The 22,867-nt window shown below is 56.4% G+C and carries 20 protein-coding genes; 12 read left to right on the top strand and 8 right to left on the bottom strand.

Going from position 1 to position 22,867, the window contains the following annotated elements; translation table 11 throughout:
• Positions 1-16 precede the first annotated feature (16 nt).
• Genes PEL01S_RS10905 through PEL01S_RS34455 form a run of 3 tightly spaced genes read left to right on the top strand, consistent with a single transcriptional unit; the run spans position 17 to position 2,509 of the window.
• Positions 17-1,123: a GerAB/ArcD/ProY family transporter gene (locus PEL01S_RS10905; protein ID WP_127460319.1), complete on the top strand. Its 1,107-nt coding sequence runs from the start codon at positions 17-19 to the stop codon at positions 1,121-1,123.
• Positions 1,116-2,339, top strand: a complete 1,224-nt coding sequence (locus PEL01S_RS10900; RefSeq protein WP_163768001.1) for a Ger(x)C family spore germination protein — start codon at positions 1,116-1,118, stop codon at positions 2,337-2,339. Before PEL01S_RS10905 ends, PEL01S_RS10900 begins: the two co-directional genes overlap by 8 nt.
• Positions 2,340-2,350: 11 nt before the next feature.
• On the top strand, positions 2,351-2,509 hold the full coding sequence (locus tag PEL01S_RS34455) for a hypothetical protein (RefSeq protein WP_164824271.1): 159 nt from the start codon (positions 2,351-2,353) through the stop codon (positions 2,507-2,509).
• Between the two features lie 186 nt (positions 2,510-2,695).
• On the opposite strand, the gene PEL01S_RS10895 is transcribed toward PEL01S_RS34455, so the two are convergent.
• From PEL01S_RS10895 to PEL01S_RS10880, 4 genes are all read right to left on the bottom strand, one after another.
• Entirely contained in the window at positions 2,696-3,325 is a 630-nt protein-coding gene (locus PEL01S_RS10895) for a chromosomal replication initiator protein DnaA (RefSeq protein ID WP_127460317.1), read from the bottom strand.
• Between the two features lie 149 nt (positions 3,326-3,474).
• Complete coding sequence (locus tag PEL01S_RS10890; RefSeq protein ID WP_127460316.1) at positions 3,475-3,894, bottom strand: hypothetical protein; 420 nt, start codon at positions 3,892-3,894, stop codon at positions 3,475-3,477.
• Between the two features lie 127 nt (positions 3,895-4,021).
• Positions 4,022-5,431, bottom strand: a complete 1,410-nt coding sequence (locus tag PEL01S_RS10885) for a hypothetical protein (protein ID WP_127460315.1) — start codon at positions 5,429-5,431, stop codon at positions 4,022-4,024.
• Positions 5,432-5,672: 241 nt separating this feature from the next.
• Positions 5,673-6,491, bottom strand: a complete 819-nt coding sequence (locus PEL01S_RS10880) for a Cof-type HAD-IIB family hydrolase (RefSeq protein ID WP_127460314.1) — start codon at positions 6,489-6,491, stop codon at positions 5,673-5,675.
• A 558-nt stretch (positions 6,492-7,049) separates the two neighbouring features.
• On the opposite strand from PEL01S_RS10880, the gene PEL01S_RS10875 reads away from it, so the two are divergent.
• Positions 7,050-9,338: a putative bifunctional diguanylate cyclase/phosphodiesterase gene (locus tag PEL01S_RS10875; protein ID WP_239551346.1), complete on the top strand. Its 2,289-nt coding sequence runs from the start codon at positions 7,050-7,052 to the stop codon at positions 9,336-9,338.
• 52 nt (positions 9,339-9,390) lie between these two features.
• Here the strand turns inward: PEL01S_RS10875 and PEL01S_RS10870 are convergent, their stop codons facing one another.
• Positions 9,391-11,574, bottom strand: a complete 2,184-nt coding sequence (locus PEL01S_RS10870; RefSeq protein WP_127460312.1) for a 5'-nucleotidase C-terminal domain-containing protein — start codon at positions 11,572-11,574, stop codon at positions 9,391-9,393.
• Positions 11,575-11,732: 158 nt separating this feature from the next.
• Here PEL01S_RS10870 and thyA point away from each other — a divergent pair, with 158 nt between their 5' ends.
• The 6 genes from thyA to PEL01S_RS10840 all read left to right on the top strand — a co-directional run bounded on the left by thyA (position 11,733) and on the right by PEL01S_RS10840 (position 16,561).
• Entirely contained in the window at positions 11,733-12,527 is a 795-nt protein-coding gene (gene thyA / locus PEL01S_RS10865; RefSeq protein WP_063180154.1) for a thymidylate synthase, read from the top strand.
• 82 nt (positions 12,528-12,609) lie between these two features.
• Complete coding sequence (locus PEL01S_RS10860) at positions 12,610-13,116, top strand: dihydrofolate reductase (RefSeq protein WP_127460311.1); 507 nt, start codon at positions 12,610-12,612, stop codon at positions 13,114-13,116.
• Between the two features lie 95 nt (positions 13,117-13,211).
• Complete coding sequence (locus tag PEL01S_RS10855) at positions 13,212-13,529, top strand: hypothetical protein (protein WP_127460310.1); 318 nt, start codon at positions 13,212-13,214, stop codon at positions 13,527-13,529.
• Between the two features lie 281 nt (positions 13,530-13,810).
• A complete protein-coding gene (locus PEL01S_RS10850; RefSeq protein ID WP_127460309.1) occupies positions 13,811-14,788 on the top strand; it encodes a LacI family DNA-binding transcriptional regulator in 978 nt (325 codons plus the stop codon).
• A 124-nt stretch (positions 14,789-14,912) separates the two neighbouring features.
• Positions 14,913-15,245, top strand: a complete 333-nt coding sequence (locus tag PEL01S_RS10845; RefSeq protein WP_127460308.1) for a PadR family transcriptional regulator — start codon at positions 14,913-14,915, stop codon at positions 15,243-15,245.
• Complete coding sequence (locus tag PEL01S_RS10840; protein WP_127460307.1) at positions 15,242-16,561, top strand: FtsW/RodA/SpoVE family cell cycle protein; 1,320 nt, start codon at positions 15,242-15,244, stop codon at positions 16,559-16,561. Before PEL01S_RS10845 ends, PEL01S_RS10840 begins: the two co-directional genes overlap by 4 nt.
• Before the next feature lie 59 nt (positions 16,562-16,620).
• Here PEL01S_RS10840 and PEL01S_RS10835 read toward each other — a convergent pair whose 3' ends face one another.
• Complete coding sequence (locus PEL01S_RS10835) at positions 16,621-17,565, bottom strand: ABC transporter permease (protein WP_063180165.1); 945 nt, start codon at positions 17,563-17,565, stop codon at positions 16,621-16,623.
• On the bottom strand, positions 17,558-18,583 hold the full coding sequence (locus tag PEL01S_RS10830) for an ABC transporter ATP-binding protein (RefSeq protein WP_204343567.1): 1,026 nt from the start codon (positions 18,581-18,583) through the stop codon (positions 17,558-17,560). The genes PEL01S_RS10835 and PEL01S_RS10830 overlap by 8 nt, the downstream gene beginning before the upstream one ends.
• 569 nt (positions 18,584-19,152) lie before the next feature.
• Here PEL01S_RS10830 and PEL01S_RS10825 point away from each other — a divergent pair.
• The gene (locus tag PEL01S_RS10825) at positions 19,153-19,839 is read left to right on the top strand and encodes a zinc dependent phospholipase C family protein (protein ID WP_127460306.1); all 687 of its coding nucleotides are present in this window, start codon (positions 19,153-19,155) and stop codon (positions 19,837-19,839) included.
• Here PEL01S_RS10825 and PEL01S_RS10820 read toward each other — a convergent pair.
• Entirely contained in the window at positions 19,787-20,650 is an 864-nt protein-coding gene (locus PEL01S_RS10820; RefSeq protein ID WP_127460305.1) for a helix-turn-helix domain-containing protein, read from the bottom strand. The genes PEL01S_RS10825 and PEL01S_RS10820 overlap by 53 nt on opposite strands.
• 225 nt (positions 20,651-20,875) lie before the next feature.
• Between PEL01S_RS10820 and PEL01S_RS10815 the strand changes: the two genes are divergently transcribed.
• Complete coding sequence (locus PEL01S_RS10815) at positions 20,876-22,852, top strand: beta-galactosidase trimerization domain-containing protein (protein ID WP_127460304.1); 1,977 nt, start codon at positions 20,876-20,878, stop codon at positions 22,850-22,852.
• Positions 22,853-22,867 lie beyond the last annotated feature (15 nt).

The following is a 22,867-nucleotide window of genomic DNA, read 5'->3' as shown; positions in this document are numbered from 1 at the left end:
AAACGGAGGACTTCACGTGAGAAGGTTCGAATACAGCGATGATGAGATTAATGGTACGGAGCTGCTGTTTTCCGTCGCTTCGATGATTCTCGGCCTCGGCGTATTGACGCTGCCGCGCGGCATCGCTAAGGCAGTGCCCTCGTCGGACGGCTGGATCGCCATTCTGATTGCCGGCCTACTCTGCATGATGTTCACGTTGGTTTTGGCGAAGCTGGCGATTCGCTTTCCCAAGCAGCCGTTCACCGAGTTTGCGCCCCGCATTGTCGGGAGACCGCTGGCTGTCGTCTTATCCGTATTCTTCTTCATCGCGTTTGCCATGTTCTCCAGCTATGAGGTACGGGGGGCGGCGGAAGTCGCTAAAGAGTATTTATTTACACGTACGCCGGTCGAAGTCATCGGCCTTATTTTTTTTCTGGTTGTCATTTACGCGGCGTCCGGGCCGCGGGTTGGGATCGTGCGTCTGAATTTGCTGTTTCTTCCGTTCGTCATCGTCGTTTTTGTGCTGGTGCTTGTGATGAACGCCGTTTTTTTCGAATTCGAGCAGTTGAAGCCCGCAGGGATCAGCGACTGGAGGAAAATGGGCGGGGGCATCGAGACAAGCTTGTTTTCATTTTTGGGTTTTGAATGCGTCGTTTTTTATGCCGCTTTAATGAACCGGCCTAAGGATACGGTCAAGGCCGCCGTCATCGGCATGTCCATACCGCTTATCCTTTACACGGTCTTGTTCATCGTGACGATAGGCGTCTTCTCGGCCAAGGCTACGGCGGAGCTGCAGTATCCGACGGTGGAGCTGGCCAAAGAAATTGAGGTGCCCGGGGCGATTCTCGAACGGTTCGAGTCGTTTTTTTTTACGATTTGGCTGATGACGATCTTTAATTCCGCTGCGATGACGCTTGACATTTGCATTTGGATCGCAGGCACGTTTTTTCGCCGGTCAAGCAAACGGACGGTAGCTTTCGCCTTGGCTCCGTTCATTTATCTGGCCGGTTATTTGCCGAAAGATTTAACGCAGCTCTCCGCCTACGGGCGGTTGTTTAGCTATGTCGATTTTTTTGCCGGTATTTTGATCCCCTCGCTGCTGCTTGTGATTGCCAAGCTTAGGGGGGTGTCGGGCAGTGCTTAAAACGCCGGTTACCGTTCTGTTGGCGTTGGTTCTTCTGGTGCTGACGGCGGGGTGCTGGGATCGTGTTGAAATCGACGAGCGCGGCTTTGTGATCGGTGTTGCGATAGATGTTCCAAAAACGTCCCAAAAGGCGGAACAGCGAAAAGCTGAGGGGGAGAAGAGATCCCGAGGCAAGGCGCGATATTCGGTAACGTATCAATTCGTCGTACCGGGCAAGCTGCAGAGCGCCGGCGGTTCGAAAAGTACCGCCTCGGGTCAGGCTTATCTGAACCTGACGTCGGAGGGAGACGCGTTGTTCGATATTGACAAGCAGCTTGCGGGACGTGCGAGCCGCTATCCGTATTACGAGCATTTAAAAGTGATTGCAATCTCGGATCAGGTGGCGAGGAACGACCATGAATTCGCCCGCGTGCTGGATTTTTTCCTGCGTGAGCCCGAGATGCGACGCAGCGCCAAGGTATTCGTCACGGCAGGCAAAGCCCGGAACATATTGAATGTCGAGCCCAGCAACGAGAAGCTGCCGGTCATGTACATCAATTCCGTTTCGGAGAATAGCGTAAGGAACGCCAGTATTTTGCCGGAAACGAAGCTGGGGGACATTCATGAGCATTTGCTCGGTCAACGAAGCTTTGTCGTTCAGCGGATGATGAGCGCAGAGGACAGGCACGAGGTGAAGCTCGAAGGGGCGGCCGTAATCCGGGGAGAAAACTCGCAGATGGCCGGGGCGCTTGGGCCGGAAGAGACGGAAGGCCTGAACCTGCTCACCGGGAAATTTCGGACCGGAAATGTGAAAGCCGAAGTGAAAAATAAGCTGGTCGTATGCGATCTCACGATGAAGAAGAGAACCATCGCCGCCGACGTCAGCGATCCGCAGCATATCCGTTTTCAAATTCGCATCGAAGCGGAGGGCTCCATAGGCGAAAGCTACGCGCAGTCACTCGATTTATTGAAAAGAAAATCGGTGGATAGGGTCGAGCAGGCGGCGGAGCGGGAGATCGTCCGGATGACGAAGGCGGCGATTCGCAAGCTGCAGCGCGATTTTCAGGCGGATGCGATGGGTCTTGGCGCCAACTTGCAGCAGAATCATTACAAAGTATGGAAACAGATCGGCGATGATTGGGAAAAAGGGAAGCGTTACTTTACGCAATGCGAAATCCAAGTGGAGCCCCGTGTCATTATTCGCCGGACCGGAACCGTAGACCGTTCGAACCGATAGGAGGCGATTGCATGATTCAACTCATAAAGGAATATACGCCGGCGGGCTCGATTTGGCTGTGCGCATTTTTATCTTGGGCGATCCCATACACCATTTACCGGATCAACCGCAAGCTGCACGAATTGGCCGATCCGCCTTGGAAGAAGGAGGAGCAGGATAAATCAAACTAGGAAAAGAAGCGCTTGGATCTTCGACGGATCGATCGGCCAACATGTGAAAAATCCCCTGCAACGGCGCATGGACTTAAATAAAGTTAGAACAGTAGGCTGCATCAGCGATCGGGAATATAACGGCGGCGGTCGCCTTAGCCTGCAGGAAACGTCCGCCGCCAAGCGTGATACCTTGCACCGGAAGCACTATCTGGTCTGAGTCGGTACCCTCTGCCCTTGATAACCGCCTGGCCAGGTTGGATACCCTGCGCCCGGAGCGCCCCCCGGCCAAGTTGGATACCCCGCGCCCGGAGCGGCCCCCGGCCAAGTTGGATACCCCGCACCCGGAGCGGCCCCCGGCCAGGTTTGATAGCCCGCGCCTGGAGCGTATCCCGGCCAGGTTTGGTACCCCGCGCCCGGAGCGTATCCGTCGGGCTGGGATGGATACCCCGCGCCCGGAGCGTATCCGTCAGGCCGGGATGGATACCCCGCGCCCGGAGCGTATCCTGGCCAAGTTTGGTACCCCGCACCCGGAGCGTACCCTGGCCAGGTTGGGTACCCCGCACCCGGAGCACCCCCCTGCCAGGATGGATACCCCGCGCCCGGAGCGTACCCCGGCCAGGTTTGGTACCCTGCGCCTGGAGCGCCCCCCGGCCAGCCCGGATATCCACCGGCGCCAGGAATACCGCCTAGTAAGCCCCGATAGCCCGTTCCCGGGGTGCCTCCATACGCACCAGAGCCCCCGCGTTCGTCGGGATGTCTTTCCTGGTTTGCGCCATCGTCTGGTGTCTCGAACTGACCATGCGAATCGACGTAAGGAATTTCCTCATAACTCATGGAACCCTCTCCCTTTTGGCTTGGTAGGAAGCATATGTACTATGCTAATGTCCATAGTCCTAACCAAGTATATGAGACGGACGCCCAAACTTGACCGGAAAAATGGAAGAGCTTGTTTCTTTTTTTACAGCGAAGATTGGCTTAATATTCTACTTCGGGCCGACCTGCCCTCTATCGTTCACGTCAATGGCTTCCTCGGCGTTATGTCTTCCGTAGCCCGGCTGCCTGTAATCCGAGTTGCCCAGTTTCTCTATGATCCGCATCTTTTCGATATGTCCGCGCGTTTCGGGCGTCCCCAGCCGATAGATCATAGTGTACAGCTCCCGTACTTGGGAGTTGTACTCATCCGTCGCCTCGTCATGGTCCGCCGATTTATAGGGCACTCCCGCGCGGGCGAACGTCTTTTCCGTTTCAGCCTCGTAACTGCCCATCAGCCGCCGCAGCTCCCGAATTTCCTGATCGGTGGCTTCCACCGCATATTCATAGGAGTAGTTTCCAAGATCCGCAAGCGTTTGCGCATCCTCGATCGTACCTGTACCGACGGAAACGTAATAGCTTTTTTTGAGCATAGTAAACCCTCCCGTTAAGAAAACGTAACTCTTCTTAACCTGAGGGGGAGAGCTTGAACCAAAGCACGGACCCTAGCGGAGCTGAGCGACCGGAAGTTCTGTACAAATGTTCTTTCCAACGCCCGTATCACTCTAAAAATATCGCGGCAATCGCCGTAACGATCAGCCCCGCGACGACGGGCTTCAAATTGCGCCGCGCCAGTTCGAACGGATCGACGCCGCAGATGGCAGCCGCCGGGATAAGCGCCCACGGCACAAGGGTGCCTCCGCCGACCCAAATCGCGGCAATCTGCCCGAGTGCGGTCAGCGTGGCAACCCCCGAGCCGATCGCGGCGGCGAATAGACGGGCGATCGAGCCGGCCAGCGAAATGCCGGAGAAGCCGGAGCCGTCAAGACCGGTAATGGCGCCGACGGTCGTCAGCGTGACCGCGCCGATCGCCTGATTAAGCGGCACCGCATGGGCGAGCGCATAGCCGAGATCGTTGACGAGACCGTGCGAGCCTTCGGGCAGCACGCTGCCGAAAATGTCCGTAAGTGCCGAGTCGCCAAGGTAAAAGAACGCGGCTATCGGAATGACCGGTCCGAATACCTTAAAGCCGAACAAGAAGCCGTCGATCAAATAGCCGGTCGCCCGTTCCAGCCCTTGCCCCCGGTGCGTCAGCAGCGAGACGAGAAGCATCGCAAGCAGCGCGGTTCCGCCGACAAGCGCAGTGGCATCGCCGCCTTGCAGCTTGAACGCGAACATGGCGGCCACATCGGCGGCGAACAGCATCGCTATGACCCAAGATAGCGCGACCCGGCCCGCGCGCGGCAGCAGGGCTGCTTTGGCCTCCGTTTTGCCGACTTCTGCCTCGTAAGCCGTCGCTGCGCTGCCGATGCTCGACGGAAGCCGTCCCTGCCGCATCTCGCGGCGCAGCATCCAGAAGGCGGCGATTGTCGTCACGGCGCCCATGACAATGACGAGTGGCACGCTGGCTTCCATGACGGCCGCAACGGGGATACCTGCCGCATCGGCCGTCAGCTTCGGTGCGCCCTGGATGACATAGTCGCCGGACAGCGCGATGCCGTGGCCGAACAGGTTCATCGCCATTGCTGCGCCGATTGCTGGCAGGCCTACCCTTAGTGCGACCGGCAGCAGGACCGCGCCTACCAGCGCAACGGCCGGGGACGGCCAGAAAAAGAACGACATCGCCATCATGAGAATGCCAATGACCCAGAAAGCAAGCGCCGGGGTCCGGATGAATCGGGCAAACGGCGAGATCATGGTCTCGCCTACGCCGCTCTGTTCCAGCACCTTGCTCATCGCCACGACGATACAAATGATCAGGATCGTGCCGAGCAGCTCTTTCATGGCATAAATAAAGCTGTTGAATACGCCGCCGACCGAAGCGTGAAGCGATCCCGTCGAGAGCAGCCCGATCAGCACAATGCCGGCAATGCAGACGATCGTCGTATCCCGGCGCATCACCATGAATCCGATAATCAGCAAAATGAACAGCAGGTACGCATAATGAAGTGAAATTAGAGTGATCCCCAATCATCCCACCTCCACTGGACAAAAGCCTAACGCCTTTGTACTACAGCGTATGCGGACAGCGGAAAAGGGTGAGAACATGCTGTGCTTTTGCCGATGGAGCAAGCGTCGGGGCGAAGTACGCCAAAAAGACCGCTCTAGGAGCGGTCCGGCTATTACAGATGTCTGCACAAGCTTTCATAGCTTACTAACGAGCTAGTCCGATATTACCGGGACGTTCCCCGTCCTGATCCGGCATCAAGCCTCAGTTGCCGCTCCCTACTTCTTCGCGGCGCAGCACGAATTTCTCGACGACGTGCTTGACGCCGTCCTCATTATTGCTGAAAGTCACATAATCGGCGATTTCCTTCAACGACTCGACGGCATTGCCCATCGCGACGCCAAGTCCCGCCACCTCCAGCATTTCGCGGTCGTTCCAGCTGTCTCCGATACCGATGACCTGCTCGAGCCCAATGCCGAAATGCTCGGCTAAATGCGCAAGCGCATGCCCTTTGGTGCCTTCGATATGCACGATCTCCAGAAAATGCGGCTTCGATTTCGTAATATGCACCTGCCCGCCGGTCAAGCCGCGGAGCCGCTCCGCGACCCGGTCCAGCAGCTCCGGTTCGTCGATGATCAGCAGCTTCATCGAAGGCTGGGCTGCCAGTTCTCCGAAGTTCGGGTACACGGTATAGGGGATTTTCGAAAGCGCGGCATATGCTTTCGCTTTATCGTTGTCTTCCTTAACATACAGCACGTCGTTTACGTACGTTTGCAGATGCAATCCTTCGGATTCGCAAAAATCGAAAATGAGCCGCGCCGCCTCGGCGGGCACGGTCCGTTCGTACAAGACTCGTCCGTCGATTGAATTTTTGACGAGCGACCCTTGATATGTAATCAGCGGCACGTTCAGTTCCAACTGACCGGCGAGCTGTTTGGCCGAAGCGTACATGCGCCCGGTGGCCAGCGTAACGATGACTCCTTCGGTCAGCGCTGCGGCGAGTGCCCCTTTGGTTCCTTCCGTGATCTGCTTCTCGTCGTTGATCAGCGTATCGTCGATGTCGATTGCAAGCATTTTGTACATGGTGCGGTCTCCACTCCCGTAAGTCAAATTGCCCTCATTATAACGTACGGCGCATATTTTTCAAGCTTTTTTGTTCGTACGCTTGATAGGGAACCGTTTCGGAGGCATATGCCGGCTGAACAACCCTTATATCAAGTCCCTCTGTACCTTACTCTCGATTCGTTTTTGCAGCGTGCCGTCCACATCGAAATCGGTTTCTCCTTGTTCCGCGAGTAGACAACCGTCCTTGACAAAAACCATAATGTCCTCCAGCTAGTAACGAAGCGTAAAAGCCGTGATGCCAGATAGTCTTGCGATATCGCTGGTCGAATACATATCGCATTCACCACGCGCTGGCAGCAAAAAAATGGAAAGAAACATTACACTCATCCATCTGAATGATTTCTATGCGAGATGACAAGGGATGTCTATTTTTGTGAGTAATTAGTGCTAAAGAATTAGTTCGAATTACCCGATGATTAATTTATAATTAATTTATTGCTAATTTAAGGCTTAGACTTGTGCAGCGCTTCCCTTGGCATCAATACGCGATACAACAATGAGATGAGGCGGATGGATATGGACTGGATCGCTTGGCGTAAACCGATGATCGCGGTGATAGCGGTCTATTTTGCGGTATTCGCTGCGGCAAAATGGGGCTTTGGGGCGGACGCGCGCTTTTTCCTGCTGTGGGAGGTCATTCCGCCTGCCGCTTCGGTAGCGATGCTGCTGAGGACTTATCGAACTCAGCGGGGCAGCGCGGGAACGTTCTGGCTGCTGATGACCGCGGGCGCCTGTTTCTATTTGCTGGGTCAACTGGTATGGTCCTTCTATGCTTGGGTGCTGATGTTTCCTCTCCCGACGATCAGTTTAGCCGATCTGTTCTGGAACCTGCAGACCGGGCTGTTTTTTGCCGCTTTGTGTTATTTGTTGTTCCGGGAAAAAAGCATCTCGCAAGGCATCCGGTTTCTCTTCGACTGTATCATGATCCTGCTGATCGTCGGTACGGTCAGCTGGGAATTCGTTATCAGTCCCAACCTGCACAGGATGCTGTCCCATCCCGACGGGTTCGGTCAGGCGGCGGTGCTGTCGTATCCGATAACGGATTTCGGGATATTGCTTTGCCTGTTTGTCTTCCATTTTGCTTATACGCCTTTGCTCGACCGGCGGGTACTTGCCTTGATCACCTTCGGGTTCGTCGTCTTTGTCGGTGGGGATACCATTTATGTGCTCGACGTGATCTCGGGGCAATATCAGGGAGGGCAGTGGTACGACCTGCTGTGGAGCGCGGGGCTGTTTGCATACGGTTTCGCGGGCTGGCATGCTTCCCACCCCAATGACCGGCCCGCACCGGAGCCGCGCTTTGTCGTTTATGCCCGTCTGCAGCGTCTACTTTTTCCTTACGCCGGCTTCGCGATCTTATTCATGTTAATGCTTAACCGCATCGACAAGCCGGACGCTGTCGTGACAGGAACGGTCTTGGTTACCGTCTTGATCTTGGTGCGCCAAATCTCTATGCTTCTGGAGAATGAAAGGCTGGTCAGCCGGCTCAAGCAAATGCTCGAAAAAAGCGAATTTCTCGCAACGCATGACGACTTGTCCGGGCTTCCGAACAAGCGCTTGTTCGAGCGGAAGGCGCAGGAAGCGATCGAGAACGCTTCACAGGACGGACAGCCGCTTGCGGTGCTATTTCTCGATCTGGACCGCTTCAAATACATAAATGACAGCCTGGGGCATGTGACAGGCGACGAATTAATTCGTCAAGTGGCGGAACGGATTCGGGGAATCGTTCCGGAGACTTGCATCGTCGCCCGTCAGGGGGGCGACGAATTTACAATCTTGACCGGGCCTCTGGCCTCTTCCCGGCAAGCGCAAGCGCTTGCGGAGTCGATCCTTCGGGCCGTCGCCGAGCCTTTCAAGGTGAGGGTCCACGAGATTCAGACCTCAACCAGTATCGGCATTGCGGTCTATCCGGAAGACGGGCTGTCCATAGCCGACCTGATGAAGCATGCGGATGCGGCCATGTATCAGGCCAAGGAGCTGGGCGGAGGCCGGTTCCGGTTCTTCACGCCTACGCTGAAGGACGGCATGCTGAGAAGCATCCTGATGGAGCGCGCGCTGCGGCATGCGCTGGATCATGACGAGCTGTTTTTGTGTTACCAGCCGCAGGTATGCTCTAAGGAATTGACGATCGTCGGGGCAGAAGCGCTGCTGCGCTGGAGGAAAGCGGACGGGCAGCTGGTGCCGCCATCAGACTTTGTGCCGCTTGCCGAGGATACCGGCTTGATCGTGCCGATCGGCGATTGGGTCATTCGGACAGCTTGCAGGCAGGCCGTTCAGTGGGAGAGGGAAGGGAGACCGCCGTTGAAAATTGCGGTGAACGTCTCGCCCAGACAGCTCGTGCAGGATGGCTTCGTAGAGAAGGTGGCCGGTATTTTGAGGGAAACGGGAATGAGCGCCAGCCGGCTCATTATCGAAATTACGGAAGGCGTCGCACTGCAAAATACGAAGGAAACGACCGATACGCTTCTGCGCCTTAAAGCGTTGGGGCTGCAAATCTCGATGGACGATTTCGGTACGGGGTATTCGTCGCTCGGCTATTTGCGGACATTCCAGGTCGATTCGCTCAAAATCGCGCAGTCGTTTGTCGGAGAAATGGCCGAGAACGGAGGGCATGCCGGCATTGTCAAAGCGATTATGGCTATGGCCCGGAGCCTGAATTTATCGGTCGTCGTCGAAGGGGTGGAGACGGAGGAGCAGGTGAAGCTGCTTCAAACGATCGACGACTGTACGATTCAAGGCTATTATTTTTATAAACCGCTGCTGCCTGACGAATTTTCCGCTGTGCGGGATAAGGTGAAGCAATAAAACCCGCAGTCCTGAACGAGCCAGGGCCTGCGGGTTTCCTTGAATAGCGGCGTTATTTTTTCAGATCCAGCCGGATTTCGCGGCCGTCGTTCGGCAGGGGGAGAGGTTGGCCGGAAGCACCCTTCTCCTTCATATAATCGACCCAGGCATCCAGCATGATCATGCCGTCCTTCCAGTCCTTCACTTCGCCGAACGTCGTGAATCCGTCCCCGGCGCCGGTCGACATGAAGTCGTTCGTCGTCACTTTGAAGGTACGGCTGTCGTTCAGCTTCCCGTCGACATAGATCGGAGTGCCATCCAGCAGCGTAATTTTGCTGTATTTCTGACCTTGCGGCTTCGTGTTATCCCACTCGACCTTCAAACCCGAGAATTGCATGGCCGGCAGCTTGGAATATTGGTCCGTGACCTCAAGCAGCGTTTTGATTTGCGCAGCGGTCATCGTGCCCGTGCGGTTGTAGTTACCGAACGGCAGCACCTCGAACATCATGCCGTAGGTTACTTTGCCCGGCTCGATATCCGCGCGCAGCCCGCCGATGTTCGTGAAGGCGACATCGGACTTCTCGGCCCAACGCATTGCATCGGTGACGGAGTTGCCGATCGGCGTCACGCCGTCGCGCACCTGATTGCCGTTTGCGTCGTAGCGGTAGGAGCGGGTCGTCCATTTTTCAGAGGCTACGGCGATTTGCTTGTTGGTTTGCTCGGCGATTTTCGCTTGGTAGTCGGCGACCGTTTTTTGCACGTCTTTGTTCGCAGTCGTCAGATTCGTGTACGTTTCCAGCAGGCTGGCGTTCGAGGAAACGACTTTTTTGCTGTTCTTATCGACATAAAGCTGAATGTGGCCGACGGCGTACAGCCAGCTCTGCGCTTCAACGACCGGAATGTGGTTCACGATCCCCGCTACGCGCTTATGGGAATGACCCCCGACGATCGCATCCAGCGTGCCGTTGCCTGTCCCGTTCGCGAGCTCGACGAGCTCGCCCATAATTTCCTGCGATTTGGCGTCCTGCTCGCCCGGCAGGTGGGAGGTCACCAGGACGATGTCGGCGCCTTTGGTGCGCAGCTCGGCCGACAGTTCCTTCGCGTACGGAACCGGGTCGGCGAACGTCAAGCCTTCGATGTTGGTGGACTTGGTCGTCGTCTTGGTCTGCGGCGTGGCAAGGCCGATAATGCCGACCTTCAGTCCGCCTTTCTCTACGATGGTATAAGGCTGCGTCCAGTCGACGCGCTTGCCGGTTTTGTCTTCGATGATGTTGGCTCCGAGAATCGGGAACTTCGCTTTCTTGATATTGTCGATCAGCGTGTCGCGGCTGAAGTCGAACTCATGGTTGCCGATGGCAGCGGCGTCATATTTGACCTGAGCCATCGAGTCCATGACAGATTGCCCGTTCGTCGTATTGGAGATGAGCGTTCCTTGCCATGCGTCTCCGCCATCCACGACGACCGTGCCGCCGGGATTGACCGAACGGAAATCGTCGACGATGCCGCCGAGCGTTTCGATGCCGCCCTGCGCCTGATTGCGCTTCTTGTCGAAGCCCACTTCGATATGGCCGTGAATGTCGTTCGTCGTAAGAATATCGATAACTTGGAAAAGGACCGGTTTCAGCGCCTTGACCGCTTCGTCGCGGGTCACGGAGCCCTTCGGATCGAAATTGCCGTCCAGCTTCGGCTCAAACAAGCCCGCAAGCGCGCCGTAAGCGACAAACGGACGGGCCGACTCGCTGATGGAGGAGGCGTCCTTGAAGTAGCTCAGCACGTTCTGGTTTACTTTCGGCGCTTGGCCTTTGGTGAGCGCGCGCACGACGAGAACGGCCAGCTCTTCGCGGGTTACCGGTCGGTTCGGCTCGAAGAGGCCGCTGTCGCCTTTGGATACGATGCCGGCGGCGACGGCGTTGGTAACGGCTTCAAGCTGCCACGCCTCCAAGTCGGAGAAAGGCTGCGACGATTTGTCGCTCTTCGCCAGCTTGGCTGCCCGGTTCAGCATGGTGACGAGCTCCGCGCGGGTCACCGGCCGGCTGCCGCGCAGGTCGGTTTCGTTCGGATATCCTTCTACCGCGCCCTTCTCGAAGGCTAGCTGCATGTCCGTTTTGGACGGTGTCGAAGCGGCGGCTTTGGTCGCGGCCGCCGGTTCGGCCGCCAGCGCGTAAGGGGTGCCGGAGAGTCCGGGCGCGCTCAGCAGCGAGGCGGAGAGCACCGATAGGACGGCAGTTTTTTTCCAGTGGGACGAATGCTTGGTCAAATGATTTTTCCTCCTAAATCATGGTTATATATGGGATCGAATCTATTATAACGGATAATTGTCATCGTGGTATGAACGCAATTCATATTTTTTTTTGATGAAGCGGGCCTTGAAAGTTTGCTATAATAGAACGATCATGAACGATCGAGGTGCGACCGATGCAAAAATATTTAGATCTGCTGCAGGACATCATGACAAGCGGGGTGCGCAAGGAGGACCGTACCGGAACGGGAACCATCTCGGTATTCGGGCGGCAGCTCCGCTTCGATTTATCCGAAGGCTTTCCGCTGCTGACGACGAAAAAGCTCCACATCCGCTCGATCTTGCACGAGCTGCTGTGGTTTTTGAGCGGGGACACGAATATCCGCTATTTGCAAGAGAACGGCGTCACGATATGGGACGAGTGGGCGGACGAGAACGGCGATCTCGGGCCGGTTTACGGCTCGCAGTGGCGTTCGTGGCCGGCTCCGGACGGCCGGAGCATCGACCAGATCGCCAAGCTGATCGAGCAGATTAAGCGGAACCCCGATTCGCGCAGACATTTGGTCAGCGCGTGGAATCCTGCCGAAGTGGACAACATGGCGCTGCCGCCTTGCCATTATGCGTTCCAGTTTTATGTGGCGGACGGCAAGCTGTCGTGCTTGTTCAACATGCGTTCGGTCGATACGTTTCTCGGGCTGCCGTTCAACATCGCAAGCTATGCGTTCCTGACGCATATGGTGGCGCAGCAGTGCGATCTGCAGCCGGGCGAGCTGATCTGGACGGGCGGGGACGTGCATATTTACGCCAATCATGTGGAGCAGGTCAAGCTGCAGCTGACCCGCGAGCCGTATCCGCTGCCGCAGCTTGTGATCAAGCGGAAGCCGGATTCGCTGTTCGATTACCGGTTCGAGGATTTCGAGATCGTCGGGTACCAGAGTCATCCGGCGATCAAAGCGCCGATTGCGGTATAACGAGAGCGTACGGGGGCATCATGAGGCAAAAAGGACGCTTGCAGTTCGCGAAGCGGCATACTATACGCAAGGAGAGGTTCGCGTGACGATTTCTTTCATTCTCGCGATGGACGAAGCCCGCGGCATCGGCATCGATAATACGCTGCCGTGGCGTTTGCCGGCGGATTTGGCTTATTTCAAGCAAACGACGAAGGGACATACGGTGCTGATGGGCCGCAAGACGTTCGATTCCATCGGCAAGCCCCTGCCCGGACGCCGCAATGTCGTGCTGACCCGGGACGAGCGATTCGCCGCGCCGGGCTGCGAGGTGGTCCATTCGGCGCAGGAAGCGGCCGACGACTACGGCCGCGGCGGAAGCCGGGCTTCCGAGGAGCTGTTCGTCATCGGCGGCGCGGAGGTGTACCGGCAGCTGCTTCCGTTCGCGGACCGGCTGTACATTACGGAGATCGCGCACCGGTTCGCGGCGGATACATTTTTTTCCGAGCTTGAGCCCGGCGAATGGCGCGAGGTGTCGCGGCAGCGCGGCGTGAAGGACGAGAAAAACCCGTACAATTACGATTTTGTTGTGTACGAGCGGGCCGGAATGTAACGTATCTCCAAAAAAGGAATGAAGCCGTGGCTTTTCGCGCATCTTAAAAGTTGAACCGTGTGCACATCCAGCATATTGAGAGGAAGATGCCGAACATGACACAGGTCAACCAGCATCAAATGCCGATCCGGCATGTGATCGACAACGCGGAGAAAGCGATCCAGGTGGCCAAGGACGCCGAAATGGCCGTCCGCCATGCGCAGCTTCAGTCCGACCCGCACAAGCTGTCCTCTGCGCTTGCGCAGCTGGAATCTGCGCATCAGGCGCTGGCGAAGGCGCAGAGTCAGATGGCGGCGCAGGACCACGCGCATCACGGACAGGAGCTCGTGCAGGTGCAGGACCAGTTGAACCAGACGCAGCAAAGCTTGGACGTGGTCGCATCGAACACCGAGCAGCCGAAGCAAGTTCGCTGACCGGACGCAGATTCGCGCCGCCCTGCGGCATTTAAGCGAAAAAAAGCACAGGCCCGCCGATCAAATTCGGCAGAGCTTGTGCTTTTTGTATATTATGGAACCTGGAGCAATTCGAGACCGTTTCTCGGGACGCTACCGTTACGCCTGCAAGTGCTGTCACGCCGGTAGAAACGATCCCTTGAACCGAGTGTAACGTATGGAATGCATTTCATAGCAAGCGTTTTTTTCTATGAAAAGCGATGTGTTACAATACAGCTAATGAGGCGAGGAGGCGGACGGTTATGGCAAACATAAAAGAAATTGCCCGCATGGCAGGCGTTTCGGTCACGACGGTTTCCCGCGTGCTGAACCGCCACCCGTACGTGAGCGAGGATAAAAGAGCTGCCGTGATGGAGGCGGTGCGGAAGCTGGACTACGTGCAGAATTTGAATGCCGTCCATTTGATCAAGGGCAAGACGTCGATGATTGCCGTCGTGCTTCCTTATGTGGATAATCCGTATTTGAGCTCGCCGGTGGAAGGCATCTTGAGCGAAGCGAACCGGTGCGGGTACCGGGTCGTCCTCTGCCAGACGAACTACCGCCCCGAGGAAGAGCTGAAAGTGCTCGAAATGCTCCGAATGAAGCAGGTCGACGGCGTCATTATTACGTCGCGGACAAACGATTGGGACGTGATCAAGCCTTATTTGGCTTACGGTCCGATCGTCGTTTGCGAGGACGCCGGGGACGAGCCGCTGTCCTGCGCCTATATCGATCACTATCGCAGCTTTGAAACGGGCCTGTGTTATTTGACGGCCCAAGGACACCGGCACGTCGCTTGCTGCATCGGCAGGCGCGGCAGCAATACGAGCCTGGCGCGGGAACGCGCCGTTCGCGAAGCGCTCGCCGCCGTGCAGGAGCCGCTGCGGCCGGAGTGGATATTCTACGACGCGCTGTCGATGGAAGCGGGCGTTGAGGTCGCGCATCGGCTGGCCGGCATGAACCCGCGCCCGACGGCGGTGCTGGCGGGCGCGCATCAGACCGCGGCGGGGCTGGTTGCCGAAGCGCGCAAGCTCGGGCTTCGCGTACCGGACGATTTGGCGGTGATCGGCTTCGATAACCATATGCTCGGACAGTTGCTTGACATTACGGCGGTGGAGCAGTCGAACAAGGACGTGGGCCGCGCCGCTTTTCAAATGCTGCACCGCTATATTGCGGAAGAGCGGTATGAGGCGGAGAAGCAGGAGCTGCCGGTCCGGCTGGTGGAGCGGTCGACGGTCTGAAGCGCGTGGAAAGCTGGACAAGCAGAGCGATGCCGGCTATACTAATACCTAGAATTACGATACATAGATTTACGATGCTTATTCCGAAAGACAGCATAGGCTTGGAAAGGAGGCGCGCTCTGCCATGAAGCTCAGCAAGGAACTGCTGAAAGGAAGCACCGGGACGATGATACTTACGCTGCTCGGGCGGCGCAACATGTACGGGTACGAACTAATTAAGGAGCTGGAGAAGAGCTCCGGCGGGATGTTTTCGCTGAAGGAAGGGACGCTGTATCCGATTCTGCACGGCATGGAGGCGGAGCGCTGGGTTGAAGCGTACTGGGAGGAGGCGCAAGGGCGGCAGCGCAAATACTACCGCATCACCGAGGCTGGCAAAGGGCATCTTCAAGAGAAAACGGCGGAGTGGAAGCAGTTCCGCGACGCGGTCGATCTCGTTTTGGGGGAGGGAAAAGCATGATCCGTGAGCACGAGAACGTGCGGGATTATTTGAGCAGCGTTTGCTCGCAGATACGGGCGAGGGAACTGCATAAGGACATCCGGCGGGAGCTGGAAAGCCACTTGGAGGAGCTGGTACTCGACAAGGAAGCGGAAGGCGCGAGCCGGGAGGAAGCGGTCGCCTGGGCGATCCGGCAGATGGGCGACCCGGTAACGGTCGGCCGTGAGCTGCACCGTATCCACAAGCCGCGGATGCATTGGGGCTTGCTGTTTGGCTTGATAGTGTTTTTAGGGTTGGGTGTCTTCGCGATGTACAGCATCGAATCGAGTTATGCGGCGATGCGGCCCAACGGCCTCGGCGGAGTTGGTTTCGCAATCTTTAAAATGTTTTTCATCGCGCTAGGACTGCCGGTTTTATTGGTGTTTTATTTTATGGATTACCGGAAGCTGAAGGCTTGGTCGCTTCTTATGTATTATCTTGCCGCCGTCGGTATGCTTTACGTGCTGCTGTTCGGACATCAGGTGAACGGGGCGAGAAGTTATCTGTCCATTGGGAGATTTTCAATAGATTTGACAACCGTTACTTCTTATTTATTCATCGCTGCGGCGGCTGGCTTGCTTCTCGATTGGCGGGGGCAGAAGCGTAATTTTTGGCTGAAATCGATGCTAGCTTTTGTTCTCGTACCGGTCATGCTCTATATTATGGTGCCTTCGTTATCGACCATTCTATTTTATCTGGCAAGCTATGGGATATTATGTGGGGTCGTTACCCGTAAATGGTGGCTTGCGCTGCTGCAGACGGGAGGAATACTGCTTCTTCTAGGTGGAGCGTTCTTGATCCGGTTTTACTTGAGTCAGCGAGTGTTGGCCTTTCTTAATCCCGATAGAGATCCTTCGGGCGCGGGGTATATGTATATCCAGATGAAAGAGGCCCTGGGCAGCGCCGGCTGGTGGGGCCACGGATTCGGAGCGGTCAATCCCAAGCTGCCCTATGTACATAGTGAACTGATTTTCACTTATCTTGTTTACAGCTTTGGTTGGGGCGTCGGTATCGCGGTTGCAGTCGCCGCCGTATATTTCGTCGCCCGGCTGCTCCATTCGATGGGGCAAGTCCGCGAGACATACGGCAAAATGCTGATCGTGGCCGCCACTTCCATCATCGGGGCGCAATTCGGCTACTGCATCGGCATGTCACTCGGCTTGCTGCCGATTACCTCGGTTGTCCTTCCGTTTGTCAGCTATGGCGGCACCCATACGCTGATCGAGATGGCGGTCATCGGCCTCGTTCTCGGCATATATCGGCGGAAGGACATGATCCGCCTTGGCAGGACCTTCTGACGGCAAAAAAGACGCCAGTCGCACCCGGCACAGCGGGACGGTGGCGTCTTTTTGCATGTCTAAGCGGCTACGTCCCGCTTGCCGAAGATGAAGAACGACAGCGCCATAAACAGCACAAAATAAGCGAGCAGCATCGTAACCGAGAAGCCGAGGGTCATTCCTTCGATCAGCGGTTTCCCTTTCAGATATTGCGTCAGATCGAGGTGGGCGAACAGCACATACTTGACCCATGGATATTCGCGAAGCCCGTACACGATGCTCGTTCCGACAAAGAGCAGGGCAATGGAGCCGCCGATGGCGAAGGAGCTTGACCGGAACACGGTGGAGATCATGAATCCGAACGTCGCCATCATTACGAGAGAAACGCTGTTCAGCGCATACGTTTGAAGCAGGGAAGCGACCATGCTTTGTTCGATCACCATGCCGTCCCTTACGTCGAGAACGGGCTGATGAAGCGCGCCAAGTCCGTAGAAGCCGATGCCGAGAAGCCAACTGATGGCGAAAACGGTAACCAGCAGAAATAAAGCGAAGCCGAGGGAGGCGATATATTTGCTCAGCAGCACCTTCCACCGTTTGGCCGGCCGAATCAGGATGAGCTTGATCGTACCTCCCGAAAACTCCCCGGCGACGTTGTCCGCCGCGACGACGATCGTGAAGATCGTGATCAGCGTGATCAGGTTTGCTCCCAACGTGACGGGAGTCCATAAGCTGCGTTCGTTGACGGGAATGTCGTGCTCGATGGCATACCGGTCGAGGAGGATGCTTTCCTGAAGACGCAGCTTCTGTCCTTCGCCCGTCCGCGCGTCACTCATCATTTGCTCATTCTGCTGAATGTTTGCTTCGAGCCGGGTTTTCCAGTCCCTTTGATCATTCGGCTTGTCCATAAATTGGACGGTGGACAGAAGCGTCATAAATACGACCAAGCTCGCGGCCATCACCCAGGTTCGCCACCGGCGGAAAATTTTCATCGATTCGTTCTGCACTAAAGGCATCAGCCTAAGCATGCCGCTCCCCTCCCGTCAGCTCCAAAAATTGCTCCTCCAGCGTCCGGCCCGAACTGCGGACGCCGTACACTTCGATGCCGGCTTGCACCAGCGTGCGCACAGCGGAAGGGATGCCCCGTCTGGCGAGCCTGCCTTCGACGGCGCCTTCGGACGTCCCGCCGCGTTCCGAACCGGTACACTCGAAGGCTGCTTCTGGATACGAGGAAGCGAGCAGCAGCTGCGCGCTCGCCGGCTCGTTCACCTCGAAGACGACGGGGAGCTTGGCGTCAGAGGGCCCGGCGGCCAGCTCCCGTACCGGACGAACATCGATCAACTCGCCTTGCCGAATGATGGCTACCCGGTCGCACATCAGTTCCATCTCGGACAGCAGGTGGCTGGAAACGATAATCGCCAGCCCTTCCGTCTGGGCCAGCCGCCGCAAATAATCGCGCAGCTCCCGGATACCGGCGGGGTCCAGGCCGTTGGTCGGCTCGTCGAGGATAAGCACCTTCGGACGGTGAAGCAGTGCTTGCGCGACGCCCAGCCTTTGGCGCATCCCGAGAGAGTAGGTGCGCACCTTATCGCGAATCCGCTCCTTCAAGCCGACCAGTTCGGCGACCTCGTCGATTCTGGCTTTCGTCACGCCCTCGTGCATTCTCGCAAAATGCAGCAAATTGTGGTAGCCGGACAAATACTTGTACATCTCCGGATTTTCGACAATAGCCCCGACGCGCTTCATGGCGTCTTCAAACTGCCGTTTGACGCTGAGGCCGTCGATCATCACTTCCCCGCCCGACATGCCGATGAGACCGACGATCATGCGGATGGTCGTCGTTTTCCCTGCGCCGTTCGGGCCGAGCAGACCGAATATTTCGCCAGCCCGCACCTCCAGATCGAGCCGGTTGACGATCGCCTTTCCCCGGATCGTCTTTGTAAGCCCGCGAATCTGCACTACGGGCGGCCGATCCTGCCATGCCTCGGAACCCGTTTGTTCCGTCGGGCGCTTTTTTTCTACAGCATGCTCTGCTTGCCTGTTCAAACCATATCCCCTCCGTACGATATCCTTCCGATCAAAGCTCAGTATAGCCGGGACATCTTAATAACTAGCGGAGGAAATTCTTAACAACATCTTAAATTCAGGTGGACTGGCAAAAGGGGGAGCGCAACGACGAAGAGGACCGGAGCAGCGCCCGGTCCTTACAAAGCTATATCATGGTTAATTGTGTACATGTATAGGAATCAGAGCGGCTGCACATGCTGGTAGGTCACAATCAGAGCGAACGTGAGCAGCAGACTTAAGAGCGCATACTTCATTTGCTTCAGCGTGAAATTCATGAGCTTCCCTCCCTTTCCTAGCCTGTGAGATTCATTGTAACGCAGGACAATAGGTCTTGGTGTTAAGATTTTGTAACGACACGTCTAGCGGTCCCTTAGCCATCGGGTCGTAGATAGTTGTCATTACCCGTCCGATTGTCTGCCTGAATCATAGCGGCAAGGTGAATAGTTAAGTAATTTAATTATCAGCTATTTATCATCCGATTGCAATTGAAGTAAATGGAAGAAAAGGAGACGATAGTTTTGTAGATGATAGAGAAGGAGAGAGGGATCGTGGGATCAAGAATCATGCACTACTGCATAGGCCAGCGGATTGCACAAAAGCTTTCTATCGAAGACCGCAGCGATTTTTTGCTTGGGGGGCTTGCGCCGGACGGCCTTCATGAAATGAACCATACCAAAGAGGTTACCCACTTTGTCGAAAGAGAGCCAACGGGGAGACGCCGCATTAACTACCTGAGGTTTGTTGAAAAGTACAAAGAGCGGATACGGGAGCCTTTTTACTCGGGCTATTTATGTCATTTGATTGCGGATGAAGTGTGGTCGGTGGATACGTATTTTCAAAAGGTGCGGTCGTTGTCGGCAGAGGAACGGAACGAGGCGCGGAACATGACCTACAGAGACTTCCGGAGACTCAACGGTGTCATTATTGCGCGATATGGGCTACAGCGGAACCCGCATCCGATTCCCGAAGTGGCTATGGACGAAATCAATGCGGAGTCCGTTGCGTCATTGCTTGACGATTTGGATAAAGATTTCGATTATGACGAAACGGTGGCGCATGAGCCACTGGAGTTTCTGCGGCGCGACGAGGTTTTTCACTATATCGAAGCATCGGTCAACCGGTGTACGGCCTTCCTGCTGGAGCACGTGATGGAGCCCAAAGTTGGCGAGCTTCAGCCGGCCGCTAGCCCAAATCCCGCGGCAGGCTGTTCCGGCTGCGGAAAGCTGTCGGACTAATGCCATAAAAGGCGGCAAACTGCTTTGAAAAATAATGGATCGAATCGTAGCCGAGGTTGTCCGAGATGGACGTGACCGATTGCCGGCTTTCCAGCAGCAAATTGGCCGCTTTTTTCATTTTCATCCGCAGCAGGTAATCCTTCGGGGTCATGCCGGTTTCCTGCTTGAATAGCTTGTAAAAGTAGGACTTTTTCAGCCGGCATTTGCGGCACCAGTCCTCAAATGAATAACGGCGCTCCGGGTGGCGCTCCATCTCCTCCATAATTTGCAGGATACGGTAATCGTTCGGTGCAGCGCTTTTGATGCTGTTGAACCAACGCAGCAGGAACGCGCGCATCAGCGATCCCGTGATCGCTTCCGCATAAAAAGGAGCGTCCTCCGATCTGGCGATTTGCACAAACAGTTCAATCAGGTGCGGGTGGGGGCTCAGCGACATTTTGGTCGGAAACTCGTCCAGTTCGGGGCAGGCTTCCTGCCAGGTCAACATCGACCGGTCGGGCGGATCGGGATAAAAGGCGAAGCGCGGCTCCGGAATCGGATGCCGCTCCCATAAATCGCAGTAAATGTTATACGAATCAAGCGGAAAGCCGGGCTTATGGTGAAACGAATGCACCTGTCCCGGACGAATGAAAATCAGGGTGCCTTTTTCCACGGAATACGTGACGTTATCTACGACGATATCTCCGCGGCCGTCCAGAAACAGATGATAGGCGAACGTATAGCCGACTCTTGTTCCTTCATGCTCGCCGCCGTTATACGTATAAGGAGCCGCCGAACGCACAAACGGAGCGATGTCTGCCAAATTCTTCATCTCGGGTTCCTCCGGGCGTTAGGTTTTCGCGAATAGCGGAATTTTGTACAAATCGATGGAAGGCCTTTCAAATACATGCCCAACGTCCTAATGATACAATAACCCCGACAAAAGAAAAAGCGCAGGAGGCTGGAAGGCGATGGAACACGCTGTCTAGACCACCCGATCAATAAAGCCACACAGCGGCTTAACTCAACTACACCAAGAAAGCGAGGTCGCCAAACGATGCGATTCCGACAAGTACACTTAGATTTCCACACCTCTGAAATGATCCCGCATATTGGGCGGAAGTTTTCCAAGCCGCAATTCCAAGAAATGCTCAAGCGGGGGCACGTCGACTCGATTACCGTCTTCGCAAAATGCCACCACGGCTGGGCGTATTTTCCTTCCGAGACGAACGAGATTCACCCGCATCTCGACTTCGACCTGCTCGGCGCGCAGATCGAAGCGGCGCACGAGATTGGCGTGAAGACGCCGGTCTACTTGTCGGTCGGCTTCGACGAGAAGCTGGCGCGCGTCCATCCCGAGTGGCTGATGCGGGATGAGAACGACCAGACGAACTGGGTCAAAGGATTCATGACGCCGGGGTATCACCAGTTTTGCCTGAATTCGCCCTATCTTGATCTGATGATCCGCCAAGTGGAGGAGGTCGTGCGCAAGTACGATGCCGACGGGATTTTCCTCGACATCGTCGGCGTTCGCACCTGCTACTGCCATACCTGCGTGGCCATGCTGCGCCGGGAAGGAAAAGACCCCCGTGAGAAGCGGCACGTTGTTGAGCAAGGCGAGCGGATTTATGCGAATTACACGCAGCGGATTCGCGAAGCGATCCATGCGATCAAGCCGGAGATGCCGATTTTCCACAACGCGGGGCATATCTCGCAGGGGCGCCGGGACTTGGCGGCGATGAATACGCATTTGGAGCTGGAATCGCTGCCGACCGGCGGCTGGGGCTACGATCATTTCCCGCTGTCGGCCCGCTACGCGCAGCCGCTCGGTATGGATTTTCTCGGGATGACCGGCAAGTTCCACACGTTCTGGGGCGAGTTCGGCGGCTACAAGCATCCGAATGCGCTGCGCTACGAAACGGCGCTCAGCTTGGCGAACGGGGCGCGCTGCTCCATCGGTGACCAACTGCATCCCGAAGGGCTGATGGACCCGGCCACCTACGAGCTGATCGGCAGGGCGTACGCCGAGGTCGAGCGGAAGGAAGCGTGGTGCGCGGATACGACGGCGATCGCGGATATCGGGCTGCTGTCCGTCGAATCGGTCGGCGTGGACAAAATGGGCGGCGCAATGTTCACGGGCAACTCCGACGCTGGTGCGGTGCGGATGCTGCTCGAAGGCAAATTTTTGTTCGACGTGATCGATCCGGACGCCGATTTCGACCAATACAAAGTCATTATACTGCCGGACCACGTGCTGATCTCGGACCGGCTGCACGCGAAGCTGGAGCAGTTTCTCCGGCAGGGCGGGAAACTGCTCGCTTCGGGCAAGTCCGGCCTGGATGCGGAGGAGCGCGATTTCGCCATCGATTTCGGCGTGCGGCGGGTCGGCGAGAATCCGTTCAAACCGGACTATTTCCGCCCAAAATTCCCGCTGCGCAGCCTTGGCGAAGCGTCGTTCGTTATGTACGCTGCGGGGCAAAAGATCGCATTGGACGGCGGAACCGAGCTAGGCCGGCGCGAAGATCCTTATTTTAACCGGGAAGTATTCACGTTCTCGTCGCACCAGCATACGCCCAGCTCGATGAATGACGGCGGCCCGGGAATGGTGGAAGGCGCCAGCGGCATTTACATCGCTTGGAACGTCTTCGAGGACTATGCAACGAAGGGCAGCCTGTTCCTGAAAGAAATCGTGCTCTACGCATTGGACCGGCTGCTGCCGGACAAGACGCTGACCACAAGCTTACCCGCTCAGGGGATCGTTACGCTGCAGGAGCAGCAGGTCGAGCGCCGTCTCGTGAACCATCTGCTGTACGCCGTGCCGGTCAAGCGCGGGGACGGCGTCGAGATCATTGAGGACATCGTTCCGCTTTATAATATCGATGTGAAGCTGCGTTTGCCGGGACGACGGGTGAAGGGCGTATACCTCGCACCGCAAGGAACGCCGCTCGATTACAGACTAGGCGCCGAAGGCATCGAGTACACGCTGCCTGAGCTCGAATGCCATCAGATGGTCGTCATCGATCTGCAAGACTAAGACAACTTCAACGTT

Source organism: Paenibacillus elgii NBRC 100335, assembly GCF_004000865.1.
In the GTDB taxonomy this organism is placed as follows: Bacteria; Bacillota; Bacilli; order Paenibacillales; family NBRC-103111; genus Paenibacillus_G; species Paenibacillus_G elgii.
This window is presented reverse-complemented; position numbering and strand designations above follow the sequence as displayed.

Excerpts from the sequence above, each read along its gene's own strand:
- PEL01S_RS10855 (WP_127460310.1), top strand. The coding sequence starts at position 13,212 with ATGACACAGGTCAACCAGCATCAAATGCCGATCCGGCATGTGATCGAC.
- PEL01S_RS10850 (WP_127460309.1), top strand. The coding sequence starts at position 13,811 with ATGGCAAACATAAAAGAAATTGCCCGCATGGCAGGCGTTTCGGTCACG.
- PEL01S_RS10875 (WP_239551346.1), top strand. The coding sequence starts at position 7,050 with ATGGACTGGATCGCTTGGCGTAAACCGATGATCGCGGTGATAGCGGTC.
- PEL01S_RS10845 (WP_127460308.1), top strand. The coding sequence starts at position 14,913 with ATGAAGCTCAGCAAGGAACTGCTGAAAGGAAGCACCGGGACGATGATA.
- PEL01S_RS10890 (WP_127460316.1), bottom strand. The coding sequence starts at position 3,894 with ATGCTCAAAAAAAGCTATTACGTTTCCGTCGGTACAGGTACGATCGAG.
- PEL01S_RS34455 (WP_164824271.1), top strand. The coding sequence starts at position 2,351 with ATGATTCAACTCATAAAGGAATATACGCCGGCGGGCTCGATTTGGCTG.
- PEL01S_RS10835 (WP_063180165.1), bottom strand. The coding sequence starts at position 17,565 with ATGCTTAGGCTGATGCCTTTAGTGCAGAACGAATCGATGAAAATTTTC.
- thyA (WP_063180154.1), top strand. The coding sequence starts at position 11,733 with ATGCAAAAATATTTAGATCTGCTGCAGGACATCATGACAAGCGGGGTG.
- PEL01S_RS10815 (WP_127460304.1), top strand. The coding sequence starts at position 20,876 with ATGCGATTCCGACAAGTACACTTAGATTTCCACACCTCTGAAATGATC.
- PEL01S_RS10840 (WP_127460307.1), top strand. The coding sequence starts at position 15,242 with ATGATCCGTGAGCACGAGAACGTGCGGGATTATTTGAGCAGCGTTTGC.
- PEL01S_RS10880 (WP_127460314.1), bottom strand. The coding sequence starts at position 6,491 with ATGTACAAAATGCTTGCAATCGACATCGACGATACGCTGATCAACGAC.
- PEL01S_RS10895 (WP_127460317.1), bottom strand. The coding sequence starts at position 3,325 with ATGAGTTATGAGGAAATTCCTTACGTCGATTCGCATGGTCAGTTCGAG.
- PEL01S_RS10820 (WP_127460305.1), bottom strand. The coding sequence starts at position 20,650 with ATGAAGAATTTGGCAGACATCGCTCCGTTTGTGCGTTCGGCGGCTCCT.